The sequence below is a fragment of the Frigoribacterium sp. PhB160 genome (assembly GCF_003751785.1).
Lineage (GTDB): Bacteria > Actinomycetota > Actinomycetes > Actinomycetales > Microbacteriaceae > Frigoribacterium.
In genome coordinates this window covers 836,390-853,538 of record NZ_RKIE01000002.1, presented here as the reverse complement: position 1 = coordinate 853,538, position 17,149 = coordinate 836,390, and the positions used below count along the sequence as shown (strand labels likewise).

General features: G+C 72.1%; 15 protein-coding genes. All 15 read right to left on the bottom strand.

Annotation, left to right across the window (positions count from 1 at the left end):
* Positions 1-751: 751 nt before the first annotated feature.
* The 15 genes from tyrS to EDF38_RS12920 all read right to left on the bottom strand — a co-directional run bounded on the left by tyrS (position 752) and on the right by EDF38_RS12920 (position 17,130).
* Complete coding sequence (tyrS, locus tag EDF38_RS12985; RefSeq protein WP_233572429.1) at positions 752-2,065, bottom strand: tyrosine--tRNA ligase; 1,314 nt, start codon at positions 2,063-2,065, stop codon at positions 752-754.
* Between the two features lie 18 nt (positions 2,066-2,083).
* Positions 2,084-2,653, bottom strand: a complete 570-nt coding sequence (locus EDF38_RS12980) for a DNA-3-methyladenine glycosylase (RefSeq protein WP_123356095.1) — start codon at positions 2,651-2,653, stop codon at positions 2,084-2,086.
* A gap of 48 nt (positions 2,654-2,701) precedes the next feature.
* Entirely contained in the window at positions 2,702-2,827 is a 126-nt protein-coding gene (locus EDF38_RS16310; protein ID WP_255409865.1) for a hypothetical protein, read from the bottom strand.
* Positions 2,824-4,275 carry an argininosuccinate lyase gene (argH, locus tag EDF38_RS12975; RefSeq protein ID WP_123355861.1) on the bottom strand — a complete coding sequence of 484 codons (1,452 nt, stop codon included), beginning with the start codon at positions 4,273-4,275 and terminating at the stop codon, positions 2,824-2,826. The genes EDF38_RS16310 and argH overlap by 4 nt, the downstream gene beginning before the upstream one ends.
* Entirely contained in the window at positions 4,275-5,474 is a 1,200-nt protein-coding gene (locus EDF38_RS12970; RefSeq protein ID WP_123355859.1) for an argininosuccinate synthase, read from the bottom strand. The genes argH and EDF38_RS12970 overlap by 1 nt, the downstream gene beginning before the upstream one ends.
* A gap of 77 nt (positions 5,475-5,551) precedes the next feature.
* Entirely contained in the window at positions 5,552-6,472 is a 921-nt protein-coding gene (gene argF, locus EDF38_RS12965) for an ornithine carbamoyltransferase (protein ID WP_123355856.1), read from the bottom strand.
* Positions 6,469-7,671 carry an acetylornithine transaminase gene (locus tag EDF38_RS12960; protein WP_199734744.1) on the bottom strand — a complete coding sequence of 401 codons (1,203 nt, stop codon included), beginning with the start codon at positions 7,669-7,671 and terminating at the stop codon, positions 6,469-6,471. Before EDF38_RS12960 ends, argF begins: the two co-directional genes overlap by 4 nt.
* Positions 7,668-8,651 carry an acetylglutamate kinase gene (gene argB / locus EDF38_RS12955; protein WP_123355852.1) on the bottom strand — a complete coding sequence of 328 codons (984 nt, stop codon included), beginning with the start codon at positions 8,649-8,651 and terminating at the stop codon, positions 7,668-7,670. The genes EDF38_RS12960 and argB overlap by 4 nt, the downstream gene beginning before the upstream one ends.
* Complete coding sequence (argJ, locus tag EDF38_RS12950; RefSeq protein ID WP_123355850.1) at positions 8,651-9,808, bottom strand: bifunctional glutamate N-acetyltransferase/amino-acid acetyltransferase ArgJ; 1,158 nt, start codon at positions 9,806-9,808, stop codon at positions 8,651-8,653. The genes argB and argJ overlap by 1 nt, the downstream gene beginning before the upstream one ends.
* Positions 9,805-10,854, bottom strand: coding sequence for an N-acetyl-gamma-glutamyl-phosphate reductase (gene argC / locus EDF38_RS12945; protein WP_123355848.1), 1,050 nt, complete (start codon positions 10,852-10,854; stop codon positions 9,805-9,807). The genes argJ and argC overlap by 4 nt, the downstream gene beginning before the upstream one ends.
* Positions 10,855-10,912: 58 nt before the next feature.
* A complete protein-coding gene (gene pheT, locus EDF38_RS12940) occupies positions 10,913-13,405 on the bottom strand; it encodes a phenylalanine--tRNA ligase subunit beta (RefSeq protein WP_123355846.1) in 2,493 nt (830 codons plus the stop codon).
* Positions 13,405-14,445 (bottom strand): phenylalanine--tRNA ligase subunit alpha, encoded by a 1,041-nt coding sequence (gene pheS / locus EDF38_RS12935; protein WP_123355844.1) that lies wholly within the window; start codon positions 14,443-14,445, stop codon positions 13,405-13,407. Before pheS ends, pheT begins: the two co-directional genes overlap by 1 nt.
* A gap of 90 nt (positions 14,446-14,535) precedes the next feature.
* Positions 14,536-15,474 carry an amino acid ABC transporter permease gene (locus EDF38_RS12930; protein ID WP_123355842.1) on the bottom strand — a complete coding sequence of 313 codons (939 nt, stop codon included), beginning with the start codon at positions 15,472-15,474 and terminating at the stop codon, positions 14,536-14,538.
* On the bottom strand, positions 15,471-16,139 hold the full coding sequence (locus tag EDF38_RS12925; protein ID WP_123355840.1) for an amino acid ABC transporter permease: 669 nt from the start codon (positions 16,137-16,139) through the stop codon (positions 15,471-15,473). The genes EDF38_RS12930 and EDF38_RS12925 overlap by 4 nt, the downstream gene beginning before the upstream one ends.
* 127 nt (positions 16,140-16,266) lie before the next feature.
* Entirely contained in the window at positions 16,267-17,130 is an 864-nt protein-coding gene (locus tag EDF38_RS12920; RefSeq protein ID WP_123355838.1) for a glutamate ABC transporter substrate-binding protein, read from the bottom strand.
* Positions 17,131-17,149 lie beyond the last annotated feature (19 nt).

Here is a 17,149-nt window from a genome sequence, read left to right as displayed (position 1 = left end):
CAAACTCTCCGTAAAAGAAAAAACAGACCAACCGGAAAAAGGCCGGATCTGCTGAATTTGATGCTGACCAAAGAACAAAACAATCTGACGATTGTAATTGTCCGTCAATCTCAAAGAAACCTAAACACCACAACCAAGAAAGGCTGCAATGCCAGGGTATAATTTGGCATTTGACAATGTGCACGCTGTTGAGTTCTCAAGGACCAAACGCACCCGAAACCCGACCCCTATATAAGGCCCTCGTCCGAGGCAACTGTGAAACCTTAGCACCGATCTTTACTGTGACCGACCAGGCTCTTCAACCCCCCGTAAGGAGAGTCGGTGTCGCTTTCGCAACGAGCCAGAACGTTACACCATCTGGATCAGTGTTCGCAACCCACTTGGTCCGAGGCCCGAAAGCAACTCGAGGACTTGGAGGCTGGTCCCGCTTGAGGCCGGAGGAGCTTCGCTCCGCCGCACCTTTGGGGTGACAAGAAAGAACATTACAGGCACACCAGCCCCAACGTCCAAACCCCCACACATCCCGGGCGTGTCGCAACACACTCCCCCGGAAAATCAAGGGCCACGGGCCGGAACGCCCGCCCACGAGGCACACACGGCGTCCCACGACCATCTGGCGGACGCGGCACACCCTCTCGTCCGGGCCGCGCGGGCCGGGACCCGGACCAGTTCCCGAACCCGTGCGGACCCCCGAGACGACGAGACCCGCCACCCCGGGTACGGGTGGCGGGTCTCGTCAGGCGGACGGTGCTCAGGAGCGGACGGTCACCCCGGCGAGGGTCTTCTTGCCGCGGCGGAGCACGACGATCCCGCCGGCGAGGAGGTGCTCCCCCACCGTGGCGTCGCCGTCGGGCACCCGCACGTTGTTCTGGTAGACGCCGCCCTCGGCCGCGGCACGACGAGCCGCCCCGAGCGACGCGACGAGACCGGTGTCGACCAGGGCCTGGGCGACGGTGGTCGTGGCGTCGACCTCCGCCGAGGGCAGCTCGGCGACGGCGCTCCGCAGCGTCGACTCGTCGAGCACCGCCAGGTCGCCCTGCCCGAAGAGGGCCGCGGCGGCGTCGATCGCCGACTGCGTGGCGGACTCCCCGTGGACCAGGCGGGTGACCTCCCACGCGAGGGCACGCTGCGCCTCCCGACGGAAGGGGGTCTCGGCGACGGTCTGCTCGAGACGCTGGATCTCGGCGCGGTCGAGGAAGGTGAAGACCTTGAGGCGGTCGACCACGTCCCCGTCGTCGGTGTTCAGCCAGAACTGGTACATCGCGTACGGACTCGTCAGGTCGGCGTCGAGCCAGACGGCGTTGCCCTCGCTCTTGCCGAACTTGGTGCCGTCGGTGTTCGTGATGAGGGGCGTGCCGATGGCGTGGACGGACACCCCCTCGGTGCGGCGGATCAGCTCGGTGCCGCTCGTGAGGTTGCCCCACTGGTCGCTGCCCCCCGTCTGCAGCACGCAGTCGTACGTGCGGTACAGCTCACGGAAGTCGAGGCCCTGGAGGATCTGGTAGCTGAACTCGGTGTAGCTGATTCCGGCGTCGGAGTTGAGGCGGGCGCTGACGGCGTCCTTCTTGAGCATCGTCCCGACGCGGAAGTTCTTGCCGATGTCGCGGAGGAACTCGATGGCCGACAGCGGGGCAGTCCAGTCGAGGTTGTTCACCACGCGCAGCCCGTTCTCGCCGTCCGGCGACAGGAACTTCTCGACGTGCGCGCGGATGCGCGTCACCCACTCGGCCGTCTGCTCGGGCGTCTTGAGCGTGCGCTCCGCGGTCGGGCGCGGGTCGCCGATCAGGCCGGTCGACCCGCCGACGAGACCCAGCGGTCGGTGGCCGGCCAGCTGGAGGCGGCGCATGAGCAGCAGCTGGACGAGGTTGCCGAGGTGCAGGCTCGGCGCGGTGGGGTCGAAGCCGCAGTAGTACGTGATCGGCGGACCGGCGAGCAGCTGCTGGAGCGCATCGGCATCGGTCGAGACGTGGACCAGGCCCCGCCACAGGAGCTCCTGCCACACGTCGTCGAACGAGGGGTCGTTGCTCTGACCGGTCAGGACGTCGAGGGTCGGTTCACTGGTCACCCGAGAACGGTACCAGCGTCACGACGGGCGCCGGACGCGCCGGGCCGCCGCTCGATAGGCCGAGACGGTGGGGTCGTCGGCGATCGAGAAGCGCCAGGCGAACGCGTCGGTGCCCGCGTGGCCGGACACCCCGACGCGGGGGCCGGCGACGACCGTCCCGACGGGCGACGTCGGCAGCGTGAGCGAGAAGCGGCCCTCCCCCAGACGCGAGCCGTCGTCGTCGAGACGGATGTCGAGGGCCGACCCGAGCCTCCCCGGTCCGCGGGCGAGCTCGACGTCCGAGCGGGCGGTCGGACGTCGGCCGCGGGCGACCTCCGCGCCGTCGACCACCTCGCCGGCTCGGAGGAGCAGCCCGCAGGCGTAGCCCTCGGGCCCGCACACGATGTTGACGCAGCGGTGGATCCCGTACGACAGGTACACGTAGAGCGTGCCGCCCTGCCGGAACATGCTGGCGTTGCGGTCGGTCGGCCCCCGATGCGCGTGCGATCCCGGGTCCTGCCCCTGCCCGTGGTACGCCTCGACCTCGGTGAGGCGGACGGCGACTTCGCCCACCCGGAACACGGACCCGAGGAGGCGCGGGCCGACCATCAGCGCCGGCTCGGCCAGCAGGGCGGTCGCCTCGTCGTCGAGCACGGCTCAGAAGAAGCTCTGGCCCGAGACCGCGACGACCACCACGACGGCGACGAGCACGACCACGCAGACCGAGACGACGACCGGGAGCAGCCAGCTCCGCGGTCGTCGCCCGGGACGTCGGTCGCTCACGCCGCCGCCGGCGCGAGGTCGCGGACGAGGTGCGCCACGCGCTCGGTGAGCGCCGCGAGCTGCTCGGCGACGCGCTCGGGGGCGGTGCCGCCGGCGCCCCGCCGGCTGGCGATCGAGCCCTCGACGGTGAGCACCGGGCGGATCTCGGCCGTGAGGTGCGGCGACACCGACGCGTACTGCTCGTCGGTGGGCTCGTGCAGCTCGAGGCCGTTCTCCTCGCAGAAGCGGACCAGCTCGCCGCTGATCTCGTGGGCGTCGCGGAAGGTCACCCCCTGGCGGACGAGCCACTCGGCCACGTCCGTGGCCAGCGAGAAGCCCTGCGGGGCCAGCTCGGCCATGCGGGCCTCGTCGAACTCGAGGGTGGCGATCATGCCGGTGAAGGCCGGGAGCAGGACCTCGAGCTGGGTGACCGAGTCGAACACGGGCTCCTTGTCCTCCTGCAGGTCGCGGTTGTACGCGAGCGGCAGGCCCTTGAGGGTGGCGAGGAGTCCGGTGAGGTTGCCGATCAGGCGTCCCGACTTGCCGCGCGCGAGCTCGGCGATGTCGGGGTTCTTCTTCTGGGGCATGATCGACGACCCGGTCGAGAACGCGTCGTGCAGCTTCGTGAAGCCGAACTCGCGCGTCGACCAGAGGATGACCTCCTCCGCGAGGCGGGAGAGGTCGATGCCGATGCTGGCCGTCACGAACGCGAACTCCGCGACGACGTCGCGGCTCGCGGTCGCGTCGATCGAGTTCTCGGTGGTGCGGTCGAAGCCCAGCTCGGTCGCCACGAGCAGGGGGTCGAGCCCGAGCGAGCTGCCGGCGAGCGCCCCGGCGCCGTAGGGGGACGCCGACGCCCGCCGCGACCAGTCGCGGAGGCGCTCGAGGTCGCGGACGAGCGGCCAGGCGTGCGCGAGCAGGTGGTGCGCGAGCAGCACGGGCTGCGCGTGCTGCAGGTGGGTGCGGCCCGGCATGACCGCGGTCGGGTGCGACGCGGCCTGCGCGGCGATCGCGTCGACGAGGTCGACCACCAGTCGCGCGATCGAGCGTCCGTGGTCACGGAGGTACAGGCGCACGAGCGTGGCGATCTGGTCGTTGCGGCTGCGGCCCGCGCGGAGCTTGCCGCCGAGCTCGGGGCCCGTGATGCCGATGAGCCCGCGCTCGAGGGCCGAGTGGACGTCCTCGTCGGACTCCTCCGCGACGAAGGTGCCCGCCACGACGTCGCCCTCGAGCTGGTCGAGGGCCGCGATCATGCCCGCGAGCTCGCCGTCGTCGAGGTAGCCGGCCGCCGCCAGGGCCCGGGCGTGCGCCCGGGACCCGGCGATGTCGTACGAGGCGAGCTGCCAGTCGAACTGCGTCGACCTCGACAGCGCCGTGAGCTCGGCGGAGGGACCGGAGGCGAAGCGGCCGCCCCACAGGGCCCCCGCCTCCCCCGCTCTCTGCGGCTGCTCGGACGTGGCGTCGACCACTACTGCTGCGCCAGGTCGCGCCGGGCCGAGATCTTGCTCGGCAGCGACCAGATCTCGATGAAGCCCTTCGAGAGCGACTGGTCGAACGTGTCGCCGGTGTCGTACGTGGCGAGGTCGAAGTCGTACAGGCTCTGCTCGCTCTTCTGGCCGGTGACGACCGCGCGGCCGCCCTGCAGCTTGAGGCGGATCTCGCCGGTCACGTACTTCTGCGTGTCGTCGATGAAGACGTCGAGCGAGCGCTTCAGGCCCGAGAACCAGAGGCCGTCGTAGACGAGGTTCGACCACTCGGCCTCGACCCCGCGCTTGTAGCGGCCGAGGTCGCGCTCGATCGTCAGCGCCTCGAGGGCCTCGTGCGCGGCGATCAGGGCGACGGCGCCGGGCGCCTCGTAGACCTCACGGCTCTTGATGCCGACCAGGCGGTCCTCCACGACGTCGATGCGGCCGACGCCGTGGGCGCCCGCGAGCTCGTTCATCTTCTGGACGATGCCCAGCGGCGTGTAGGCGACGCCGTCGATCGCGACCGGCACGCCGGCCTGGAACGAGATGACGACCTCGTCGGCGTCCTTGATGACGGCCGGGTCTTGCGTGTACTCGTAGAGGTCTTCGATGGGGGCGTTCCACGGGTCTTCCAGGAAGCCGGTCTCGACGGCGCGGCCCCAGACGTTCTTGTCGATCGAGTAGGGGTTCGCGGCGCTCTGGCGGATGGGCAGCGCGTGCTGCTCCGCGTAGACGATGGCCTTGTCACGGGTCAGGGCGAGGTCTCGGACCGGCGCGATGCTCGTGAGGTCGGGCGCCAGGGCGGCGACGGCCGCCTCGAAGCGCACCTGGTCGTTGCCCTTGCCGGTGCAGCCGTGCGCGACGCTGTCGGCACCGAGCTCCTTGGCCACGCGGGCCAGGTGTCGCGCGATGAGCGGCCGGCTGAGCGCCGAGACCAGCGGGTAGGTCTTCTGGTACATCGCGTTGGCCTTGAGGGCCGGCATCAGGTAGTCGGTGCCGAACTCCTCCTTGGCGTCGACGACGACGGACTCGACGGCGCCGCAGTCGAGGGCGCGCTGACGGATGTCGTCCATGTCCTCCCCGCCCTGTCCGACGTCGACGGCGAGGGCGACGACCTCCTTGCCGGTGGCGTCGGCCAGCCAGCCGATGCCGACGGAGGTGTCAAGACCTCCCGAGTATGCGAGGACGACGCGGTCGGCCATGGTTCTCCTTGGGTGTGATGTGGGGGTGAGTGTATCGGGGCGGCCGACCGGGCCGGGCGGACCGGTCGGCGGACGGCTCAGTGCGCGAGCAGCCAGGTGAGGAGGGCCTTCTGGGCGTGGACGCGGTTCTCTGCCTCGTCCCAGATGACGCTGGTCGGGCCGTCGATGACGTCGGCGTCGACCTCGTAGCCGCGGTCGGCGGGCAGGCAGTGCAGGAAGATCGCGTCGGGGGCCGCGTGGCCCATGAGGGCCTGGTCGACCTTGAAGCCGCCGAAGACGGCGACGCGTTCGTCTTTCTCGTCCTCCTTGCCCATCGAGACCCACGTGTCGGTGACGACGACGTCGGCGGCCGCGACGGCCTCGAGGGCGTCGTCGGTGACCTGCACCGAGCCTCCCGTGCCCTCGGCGATCGCCGCGGCGTCGGCCACGACCTGCGGCTCGGGCTGGAAGCCCTCGGGAGCGCCGACGCGGACGTGCATGCCCGCGGTGGCGCCGGCGAGCAGGTACGACTGGCCCATGTTGCTGCGACCGTCGCCGACGAACGCCACGGTCAGCCCGGCGAGGGTGCCCTTGGACTCGCGGATCGTCTGCAGGTCGGCGAGCAGCTGGCAGGGGTGGAAGTCGTCGCTGAGGGCGTTGACCACGGGCACGGTCGTGCCGGCCGCCATCTCCTCCAGGCCGGACTGGGCGTAGGTGCGCCACACGATGGCCGAGACCATGCGCTCGAGCACGCGGGCCGTGTCGGACGGGGTCTCCTTGCCGCCGAGCTGGCTGTTCGCCGTGGCGATGATGAGCGGGCTCCCGCCGAGGTCGGCGATGCCGACGGCGAACGACACCCGCGTGCGGGTCGACGACTTGTCGAAGATGACGGCGACGGTCTGCGGGCCCTCGAGCGGACGCTGCGACCAGCGGTCGCGCTTCAGCTCGTCGGCCAGGTCGAGCACCTCGAGCTGCTCGGCGGGGCTCAGGTCGTCGTCGCGGAGGAAGTGGCGGGTCATGCGAGACCTTTCAGGACGGAGGAGAAGATGCGGGTGAACTCGGCGACCTCGGCGGCGCCGACGATCAACGGCGGGGCGAGGCGGATGCTCGAGTCGTTCGGGGCGTTGACGATGAGGCCCGCCTCGAGGCACCGGGCGGCGATCTCGGCGGCCACCGGCTGCGACAGGCCGACGCCGACGAGGAGGCCGAGCCCGCGCACCTCGGCGACGAGGGGCGACTGCAGCCCGGTGATCGCCGCGCGGAGCTCGTCGCCGCGGACGACCGCGTTCTGGACGAGGCCCGACGCCTCGATCTCGCCGATGACGGCGTTGGCCGCGGCGGTGGCCAGCGGGTTGCCGCCGAACGTGCTGCCGTGCTGCCCCGCCTCGAACAGGTCGGAGGCGTCGCCGAACGTGACCAGGGCCCCGATCGGGACGCCGCCCGCGATGCCCTTCGCGACCGTGACCGCGTCGGGCGTGACGCCGAGCTGCTGGAACGCGAACCACGAGCCGGTGCGCCCGATGCCCGTCTGGATCTCGTCGAGCACGAGCAGGGCGCCGTGCTGCGTCGCGAGCTCGCGCGCCCGGGCGAGGAACCCGTCGGGCAGGTCGACGACGCCGGCCTCGCCCTTGATCGGCTCGACGAACAGCGCGGCGACGTCGTCGCCCATGGCAGCCTCGAGCGCCTCGATCGTGGTGTCGATGTGCTCGACGCCGGGCATCATGGGCTCGAACGGCTCGCGGAGCGCGGGCTTGCCGGTGAGCGCGAGCGACCCCATCGTGCGGCCGTGGAACGAGTTCTGCAGCGCGAGGATGCGCGTCCGACGGCCGTCGCCGCGGTTCAGCCGGGCGAGCTTCACGGCCGCCTCGTTGGCCTCCGCGCCGCTGTTGCCGAAGTAGACGCGGCCGCGGTCGCCGGCGCCCGTGATGCGGACGAGGGTCTCGGCGAGCTGGAGCTGCGGGGCCGTCGCGAAGTAGTTCGACACGTGGATCAGGGACGAGGCCTGGGCGCGGATCGCCTCGACCAGCACGGGGTGCGCGTGCCCGAGGGCGTTGACCGCGATGCCGGCGAGGAAGTCGAGGTAGCGCTTGCCGTCGGTGTCCCAGACCTCGCAGCCGAGCCCGCGCTCGAGCATCACCTTCGGGGTGGACAGGGATCGCATGAGCGAGTCGCCGAACCGGCGCTGCCAGGTACCGCCCTGGGTCTGTGTGGTGGTCACGACTGTCCTTCCTTCTCGGTGCCGGACGATCCGGCGCTGGCGTGGTGGGTGACGACGGGGGCCGACGCGCGGTCGTCGGGGACGACCTCGGTGCCGGAGCCCCGCTGGGTGAAGACCTCGAGCAGGATCGAGTGCGGGATGCGGCCGTCGATGATCGTGGCGCCGCCGACGCCCCCGACGACCGACTCGAGGCATGCGGTCATCTTCGGCACCATGCCCGACTCGAGGCTCGGCAGCAGCTCCGTCAGGGCGCTGACGCTGATCGCCTCGACCAGCGACTCGCGGTCGGGCCAGTCGGCGTAGAGCCCGGCGACGTCGGTGAGCACGACGAGCTTGCGGGCGCCGAGCGCGATCGCCAGGGCGCCGGCCGCCGCGTCGGCGTTGACGTTCAGGGCCGAGCCCTCCTCCGCCTCGTTCGTCGCGATCGACGACACGACCGGGATGCGGCCCGCACGGATCTCGTCGAGGACGGCGTCGGGTCGCACCACGGTGACGTCGCCGACGTGGCCGAGGTCGACCGTCTCGCCGTCGACGACGGCCCCGCGCCTCCGGCCCTCGAACAGCGTGGAGCCCTCGCCCGAGACCCCGCGGGCGAGGTCGCCGTGCTCGTTGATGAGGTCGACGATCTCGCGGTTGACCTCGCCGGCGAGCACGTCGCGGACGACGGAGATGGCCTCGGTGCTCGTGTACCGGTAGCCGCCCCGGAAGTCGCTCTCGATGCCGGCGGCCTCGAGGGCGGCGGAGATCTGCGGCCCGCCGCCGTGGACGACGACCGGGTGCAGCCCGGCGTAGCGGAGGTAGACCATGTCCTCCGCGAAGGCGCGCTTCAGGGCGTCGTCGACCATGGCGTTGCCGCCGAACTTGACGACGACGACCTGACCGCTGAACTCCTTGAGCCACGGCAGCGACTCGATGAGCGTCGCCGCCTTGACCGCGGCGAGTTCCTGCTCGCCGCCCCCTGCTCTCTCGTGCGCAGCCATCAGCTGGAGTACGCGCTGTTCTCGTGCACGTAGTCGTGCGTGAGGTCGTTCGTCAGCACCGTGGCCTGCTCGGCTCCCGTGCGGAGGTCGACGAGCACGTGCACCGAGCGGGGCGTCAGGTCGACCTCGTCGACCGGGCGGTCGGGGGCGCCGGCGTGGCAGACGCGCACGCCGTTCATCGAGACGTCGACGTCGTAGGGGTCGAACGCCGCCTGCGTCGTGCCGATGGCGGCCAGGACGCGGCCCCAGTTGGGGTCGTTGCCGAAGACCGCGGCCTTGAAGAGGGCGTTGCGGGCGATCGAGCGCCCCACCTCGACGGCGTCGTCCTCGCTCGCGGCGCCGACGACCTCGATGCGGATGTCGTGCGAGGCGCCCTCGGCGTCGCCCTGCAGCTGCTCGGCGAGGTCGGCGCAGAGCTCGGCGACGGCGGCGGCGAACTCGGCCGGGTCGGGGACGACCTCGGACTCGCCGCTCGCGAGGAGCACGACCGTGTCGTTGGTCGACATGCAGCCGTCCGAGTCGAGGCGGTCGAAGGTCGTGCGCGTCGCGGCCCGCAGCGCGGCGTCGAGCTGGTCGGCGGGCACGTCGGCGTCGGTCGTGAGCACGACGAGCATGGTCGCGAGGCCCGGCGCCAGCATGCCCGCGCCCTTGGCCATGCCGCCGACCACCCACCCGCCGCGCGCGACGGTGGCCTGCTTGGGGCGCGAGTCGGTCGTCATGATGGCCGTCGCCGCGTCGAGCCCGCCCTCGGTGCTGAGCGCCGTCGCCGCCTCGGCCGAGCCGGCGAGGACCTTGTCGCGGAACTCCTGACCGCCGACGCCGATGAGCCCGGTGGAGCAGACCACGACGTCGCCGGCCGAGACGCCCAACGCCTCGCCGACCGTCTCGGCCGTCGCGTGGGTCGTCTGGAAGCCGGCCGGACCGGTGAAGCAGTTCGCGCCTCCCGAGTTGAGGACGACCGCCTCGACCACGCCGTCGGTCAGCACCTGCTGCGACCAGAGCACGGGGTGGGCCTTCGCCCGGTTGCTCGTGAAGACGGCGGCGGCGGCCTTGCGGCGACCGGTGTTGACCACGAGGGCGACGTCGGGACGGCCCGAGGCCTTGAGGCCGGCGGTGACGCCGGCGGCGGTGAATCCCTGGGCGGCTGTGACGCTCACGGGGCGACTCCGTTCACGGTGAGGCCGGTCGCCTCGGGCAGGCCGAGGGCGATGTTGGCGGACTGGACGGCAGCGCCGGCGGTGCCCTTGACGAGGTTGTCGATGGCGCTGACCACCACGAGGCGGTCGGCGTCGTCGTCGACGGCGAGCCCGAGCAGGGCGGTGTTCGCGCCGACGGTGTCGGCGGTGCGCGGGAACTGGCCGGCCGGCAGGAGGTGGACGAACGGCTCGGACCCGTAGGCCTGCTCGTACGCGGTGCGGACGTCGTGCTCGCCCACGCCCGGCGACAGGGTCGCGGTCGACGTCGCGAGGATGCCGCGCGACATCGGAACGAGCACCGGCGTGAAGGAGATGCTGACGTCGGTCGCCCCGGCGGCCCGCAGGTTCTGCTGGATCTCGGGGACGTGACGGTGCGTCCCGCCGACGCCGTAGGCCGAGGCGGAGCCCATGAGCTCGCTCGCGAGCAGGTGCGTGGCCAGGGCCTTCCCGGCCCCGGAGGGACCGACCGCCAGGACGCTCACGAGGTCGGTGGCCTCGACGAGCCCGGCGCGGACGGCGGGCGCCAGGGCCAGCGTGACCGCGGTCACGTTGCAGCCGGGGACGGCGACGCGGCGTGCGCCGACGAGGAGGTCGCGCTGGCGTGCGCCCGCGCCCTCGAGCACGAGCTCGGGCAGGCCGTAGGCCCAGGAGCCGTGGTGCTCGGTGCCGTAGAAGCGCTGCCAGGCGGCCGCGTCGGTGAGGCGGTGGTCGGCACCGCAGTCGACGACGAGCACGTCGTCGTCGAGCTGGGCCGCGACGGCCCCGGACTGGCCGTGGGGCAGCGCCAGGAAGACGACGTCGTGACCGGCGAGGTTCTCGGTCGTCGTCTCGACGAGCGTCAGGTGCGCGAGCGAGCGCAGGTGCGGCTGGAGCGCGATGAGGGGCTGACCGGCGTTGCTGTGGGCCGTGACGGTCTGCACGTGGAAGTCGGGATGCTCGGCGAGGAGGCGGAGCAGCTCGCCTCCGGCGTAGCCGCTCGCGCCGGCGACGGCGACGGAATGTGGCATGGGTCCACCCTAATGTTCGAGTCGGTCGAGGATCGGGGGCGGCGACGCCGGGCGAGTGTCAGTCGCGGAGCGCCGCCCCCAGTCGCTCGGACGCGAGCCGGACGGCCCCCTGCTTGGCCTCGGTCGCCTCGGCGGCGGTGAGGGTGCGGTCGGGTGCACGGAAGCGGAGGGCCACGGTGAGCGACTTCGAGTCGTCGGGCAGGCCCGCTCCCCGGTAGTCGTCGACCAGTCGCGCCGACTCGAGCAGCTCGCCCGCGCCCTCGCGCACGACGGCGAGGACGTCGCCCGCGGGCACGTCGACGGCGACGACGAGCGACAGGTCTTGGGTCGCTGCGGGGTAGGACGAGATGGCGGCGGGCGTCACGTCGACGTCGCTGAGCGCCAGCACGCGGTCGAGGTCGACCTCGCCCACGGCCACGACGCGGGGCAGGTCGAGCTCGCCGGCCAGCGCCGGGAGCAGCTCGCCGGCCACGCCCACGACCTCGCCGGCGACCAGGACGTCGGCGGTGCGGCCGGGGTGCAGGGACGGGTGCGTGCCCTGACGGAACGTCGCCTCGGCCCCCGCGGCGCGGACGGCCGTGCGCAGGTGGTCGAGCACGTCGGCCAGCGACGCGGCGACCGCTGCCTGCCCGGGCTCGCGGTCGACGGACGTGCCGAGCGCGAGCACGGCGAGGTGGCGGGGCTGCGGCGGCAGGCTGGCGGCCAGGGCGTCGAGCACCTCGGCGGTCGGCTTCTCGGCACCGGCCGGGACGGACGACGTGCCGTACGACGCGCCGTCGACCGGGAGGAAGACCGTGCCCGACTCGAAGAGGGCCAGGTCGACGAGGCCACGCGCCGCGTTGCGGCGGGCGACGTCGAGGAGACCGGGCACGAGCGAGCGCCGGAGCTCGGGCGCCGCGGTGTCGAGCGGGTTCGCGAGGCGCACGGCCGGGGCCGCACCGCCCTCGACGGCCCCGAACGAGGCGTTCTGCGCGGAGGAGACGAAGGGGTAGGCGGAGACCTCGACCAGTCCCGTCGCGGCGAGCGACGACGCGACCTGGCGGCGGAGTCGCTGCTCGCGGGTGAGGCCACGGCCTGGAGGCGCGACGGGAAGCACCGACGGGATGCGGTCGTAGCCCGTGATGCGAGCCACCTCCTCGACGAGGGAGGCGGAGTCGACGAGGTCGGGTCGCCAGGTCGGCGGCGTGACGAGCCAGCCGTCGTCGCGGGGCTCGACGGAGGCGCCGATCGCGGTCAGCGCGTCGACCACCTCGGTCTCGGTGTACTCGACGCCCATGAGGCTCGAGGCCCGGTCGCGGGCCAGGCGCAGGGCCGGAGGCGCGACCGACTCGTCGAGGACCGACCCGAGCGGATCGGCGGTGCCGCCGGCGAGCTCGACGAGCAGGTCGACGACGCGCTGCGCGGCCACGGCCGACACGGCGGGGTCGACGCCGCGCTCGAAGCGACGCGACGCCTCGCTGGGGAGCTTGTGGCGACGGGCGGTGCGGGCGATCGACACCGGGTCGAAGGTCGCCGCCTCGACGAGGACGTCGGTGGTGGAGGCTCCGATCTCGGTGCGGGCGCCGCCCATGACGCCGGCCAGGCCGACCGGCCCGGTGCCGTCGGCGATGACGAGGTCTTCGCCGTGGAGGGAGCGCACCTGGCCGTCGAGCGTCTCGAGCGTCTCGCCCGGGGCCGCGCGGCGCACCACGAGGCCGCCGTCGAGGGCGGAGAGGTCGTAGCCGTGGATGGGCTGGCCGAGCTCGAGCATCACGTAGTTCGTGACATCGACGGGCAGCGAGATCGAGCGGACCCCGGCGAGGCGCAGCCGCGACCGCAGCCACGGCGGCGTCGGACGGGACGCGTCGACGCCGCGGACGACCCGGGTGACGAACGTCGCGACGGCGGCGCGTCCGCGGACGGGCGCCTCGTCGACGACGGCGACCTCGAAGCCCGTCGCGCCGACCGGCTCGAGGGCGAGGGCCGGGTCGCGGAACGTCGCGCCGGTGGCGTGCGAGTACTCGCGGGCCACGCCGCGGATGCTGAACGCGTAGCCCCGGTCGGGCGTGACGTTGATCTCGACGGCGGCGTCGTCGAGCCCGAGCAGCGGGATCGCGTCGGTGCCGACCTCGGGGTCGAGCCCGAGGGAGCTGAGCAGGAGGATGCCGTCGTGCTCGTCGCCGAGGCCCAGCTCGCGGGTCGAGGCGATCATGCCGTCGGAGACGTGCCCGTAGGTCTTGCGCGCGGCGATGGGGAACGGCCCGGGCAGCACGGCACCGGGCAGCGAGACGACGACCTTGTCGCCGACGACGAAGTTGTGCGCGCCGCAGACGATGCCGCGGACGTCGTCGGGACCGACGGCGACCTGGCACCAGTTGATCGTCTTGCCGTTCTTCTGCGGCTCGGGCGCGAGCTCGAGCACCTGGCCGACGACCAGCGGACCGGTGACGTCGCCGACGTGCACGTCTTCTTCTTCGAAGCCGACCGACACGAGGGCGGCGTGCAGGTGCTCCAGCGTCACGTCGTCGGGCAGGTCGACGTGCTCGCCCAGCCAGCTCAGCGGAACCCGCATCAGACCACCATCCCGAACTGCTCGCTGAACCTGACGTCGCCCTCGACCATGTCGCGCATGTCGTTCAGGTCGTTGCGGAACTGGAGGGTGCGCTCGATGCCCATGCCGAACGCGAAGCCCTGGTACTCGTCGGGGTCGATGCCCGCGGCGCGCAGCACGTTGGGGTTGACCATGCCGCACCCGCCCCACTCGACCCAGCGGGCGCCGCCCTTGGCGCCGGGCTGCCAGACGTCCATCTCGGCGCTCGGCTCGGTGAACGGGAAGTAGTTGGGGCGCAGGCGGATCTGCGCGTCGGCGCCGAACATCGAGCGCGCGAGGTGCTCGAGCGTGCCGCGGAGGTGCGCCATCGTCAGGCCGCGGTCGATCGCGATGCCCTCGATCTGGGTGAAGACGGGGGTGTGCGTCGCGTCGAGCTCGTCGGTGCGGTATACCCGGCCCGTGGCCACGTTGTAGACCGGCAGCTGCTTCGACAGGAGCGTGCGGATCTGCACGGGCGAGGTGTGCGTGCGCAGCACGAGGTGCTCGTCGACGGGGTCGACGAAGAAGGTGTCTTGCATGGCGCGCGCCGGGTGGTCGGCGTCGAAGTTCAACGCGTCGAAGTTGAACCACTCGTGCTCGAGCTCGGGGCCCTCGCTGACCTCCCACCCCATGCCGACGAAGAGGTCGACCATCAGCTCTTGCAGCAGCGCGAGGGGGTGGCGGGCGCCCGCCCGGCGGCGGCTGGGCAGCGCGGTGACGTCGACGGCCTCGCCGGCGAGCCGCGCGGCCTCCTCGAGCTCGGCCAGCTCTGCCTCGCGGGCGGCGACGGACTGGCCGACGCGGGCCCGGGCCTGGCCGACGAGCTTGCCGGCCGCGGCCTTCTGGTCGTTCGGGAGGTCGCGGAGCCCGGCGTTCATGCGTGCCAGGACGGACGCCTCCCCCACGTGCTGGGCGCGGGCGGTCTTCAGCTCGGCGACGGAGGCGGCGGTCGTGACGGCCGCGAGCGCGGCGTCGACCGCCGACGCGACGGCGTCTTCGGAGATGGGGACGGTGTCTGACACGAGAACCAAGCTTAGCGATCGTTCGGGGGCCGGCCCGCGCCTCCCGGTCGGGAGGTGCCGGAGGCGCGGGCCGGGTCGGCTGGGGAGGGGTCAGGGGGCGGTGGGCTGTGCGGCGCCGGTGGCGGCGTCGACCTCGGGACGGCCCGCGCGGGCGAGGAGGCCGGGCCCGCCGAGGCCGCCTCGGCCCCGACCGCGCCCGCGGACCACGCCGCGTCGCCCGGTGCGACGGTCGACGATGCGCACCACCCACGACAGCAGGAGGTTCGTCACGAGGTACACCACGAGCACCACGGCGAAGAGGGTGAACGTGTACCGGCTGCCGTAGTACGTGCCCAGGTACGTGAGGCCCTGACGGGTCAGCTCGACGTAGCCGACGATGTACCCGAGCGAGGTGTCCTTCAGCAGGACGACGAGCTGCGCCAGGATGATCGGCAGCATCTGGCGGAACGCCTGCGGGAACTCGATCAGGAACCGCGTGCTCGTCGGCGTCAGCCCGAGGGCGAGCCCGGCTTCGCGTTGGCCCTTCGGCAGCGACGCGATGCCGGCACGCAGGGCCTCGCCGATGAGGGCGCCGTTGTAGATCGACAGGGCGATGACGACGGCCCAGAAGGCCCCGGTCGAGAAGACCAGCAGGATGAACAGCATCATCAGCAGCACGGGCATGCCGCGGAAGAACTCGAGCACCACAGTCGTGGGCACCCGCACCCAGCGGCTGCGCGCGGTGCGGAGGAACGAGAAGAGGACGCCGACGACGACCGCGAGCACCGAGGCCAGCGCGGCGGCGCGAAGCGTGTTCAGCCAGCCTCGGCCGATGGCGCGCCAGAGGGCGAGGTCTTGCAGGATGTCCCAGCGGCTCGGGTCGAGCACCCCGGGCGTCACGGCGCCGTTGGCGCTGACCCGGGGGCGGCCGAGCAGGTACAACACGTACCCGACGAGGGCCAGCACGAGGACGACGCCGACGACGGAGACGATGCGAGAGCGACGCCGGGCGACGGGACCGGGTGCGTCGTAGAGGACGGTGGTGCTCATCGGAGGGCTGCGACCTTCTGCTCGACGACGGCGGCGACGCGGCCGAGCGTGACGGTGATGACGAGGTAGAAGAACGCCACCGAGAGCAGGACCGTCACGACGGCGTCGCCGCGGTCGTTGGCGATGAAGCGACCGGCCGCGAACATCTCGGCGACGAAGAACGCCCCGGCCACGGAGGTGTTCTTGGTCAGGGCGATGAAGACGTTGATGAGCGGCGGCACGACCATGCGGAGGGCCTGCGGCATGACGACGAGCGTCAGCGTCTGGCCGAAGCCGAGGCCGATGCTGCGCGCCGCCTCGGCCTGCCCGACCGGCACGCCGTTGACGCCGGAGCGGATCGCCTCCGCGACGAAGGGCGACGTGTAGACCGTCAGGGCGATGATCGCCAGCGGGAAGTACGACCCGAAGTCGACCCCGAGGTACGGCAGCACGAACGCGCAGAAGAAGAGCACGAGCGTGAGGGGCACGTTGCGGATGCCCTCGGTCCACGCCGTCGCGGCGGCCCGCAGCGAGGCGACGGGCGAGATGCGCATCGCGGCGACCACGGTCCCGATCACGAGCGCGCCGAGCCCCGAGAGCACGAGCAGCTGCAGCGTCGTGACGAAGCCGGCCCAGAAACGGGGCCAGTTGTCGGTCACGGCGTCGAAGCCGGGGATGACGTCCAAGGGGTTCACGGGGTGGTCTCCAGGTCGAGGCCGCACGACCGGTCAGGTCGCACGGCGGGTCTGCGAGGGCGCAGGAGGCGGTGGCGGGCACCGCGCGCAGGTCGCGTCGCGGTGCCCGCCGGGTGTCTCAGTAGCGGTCGATCGCCGGCGGGGTCGGCGTGGGCAGCACGGCGCCCGCGGTCTTCTCCCACAGCTCGTCCCAGGTGCCGTCGTCCTCGGCCTCCTGCAGCGTGTCGTTCACGAACTCGCGGAACTCGGTGTCGTCGAGCGCCAGGCCGATGCCGTAGGGCTCCTCGGTGAACGGGGCGTTGACGACCTCGAACTCGCCCTCGTTCTGGTCGGCGAGGCCCGCGAGGATCACGTTGTCGGTGGTGACCGCCGCGACGGCGCCGGTGCGGAGGGGCTCGAGGCAGTTCGAGTAGGTGTCGGTCGCGATGACGTCGCTCGTGTACTCGGCGATGTTCGCCTCGCTCGTCGAGCCGCTGACGGTGCAGACGGCCTTGCCCTCGAGGTCGTCGGGACCCTCGATGCCCTCGGGGTTGCCCTCGAGCACGAGGAGGTCCTGGCCGGCCTGGTAGTACGGGCCGGCGAACGAGACGACCTGCTTGCGCGCGTCGTTGATGGTGTACGTCGCGATGACGAGGTCGACGTCGCCGTTCTGGATGAACGGCTCGCGGTTGGCCGACACGGTCTCGACCCAGGTGATGTCGTCCGCGGCGATGCCGAGCTTCGCGGCGATGAGCTTGCCGATCTCGGGGTCGAAGCCCTCGGGCACCCCGTCGGGGTTCGAGAGGCCGAAGAGCGGCTGGTCGAACTTGGTGCCGATGGTGATCTCGCCGGCCTCGGCCAGGCGCGCCATGGTGCTGCCCTCGGCGAAGTCGGCTGGCGTCTCGACGTCGACGGCCGGGGCCGACGAGTCGGTGCAGGCCGTCAGGCCGAGCACCACGACGGCGGCTGCGGCAGCGGCGACGAATCCCTTGCTGAGTCGCATTCTGTTCTCCTTGCTGGGT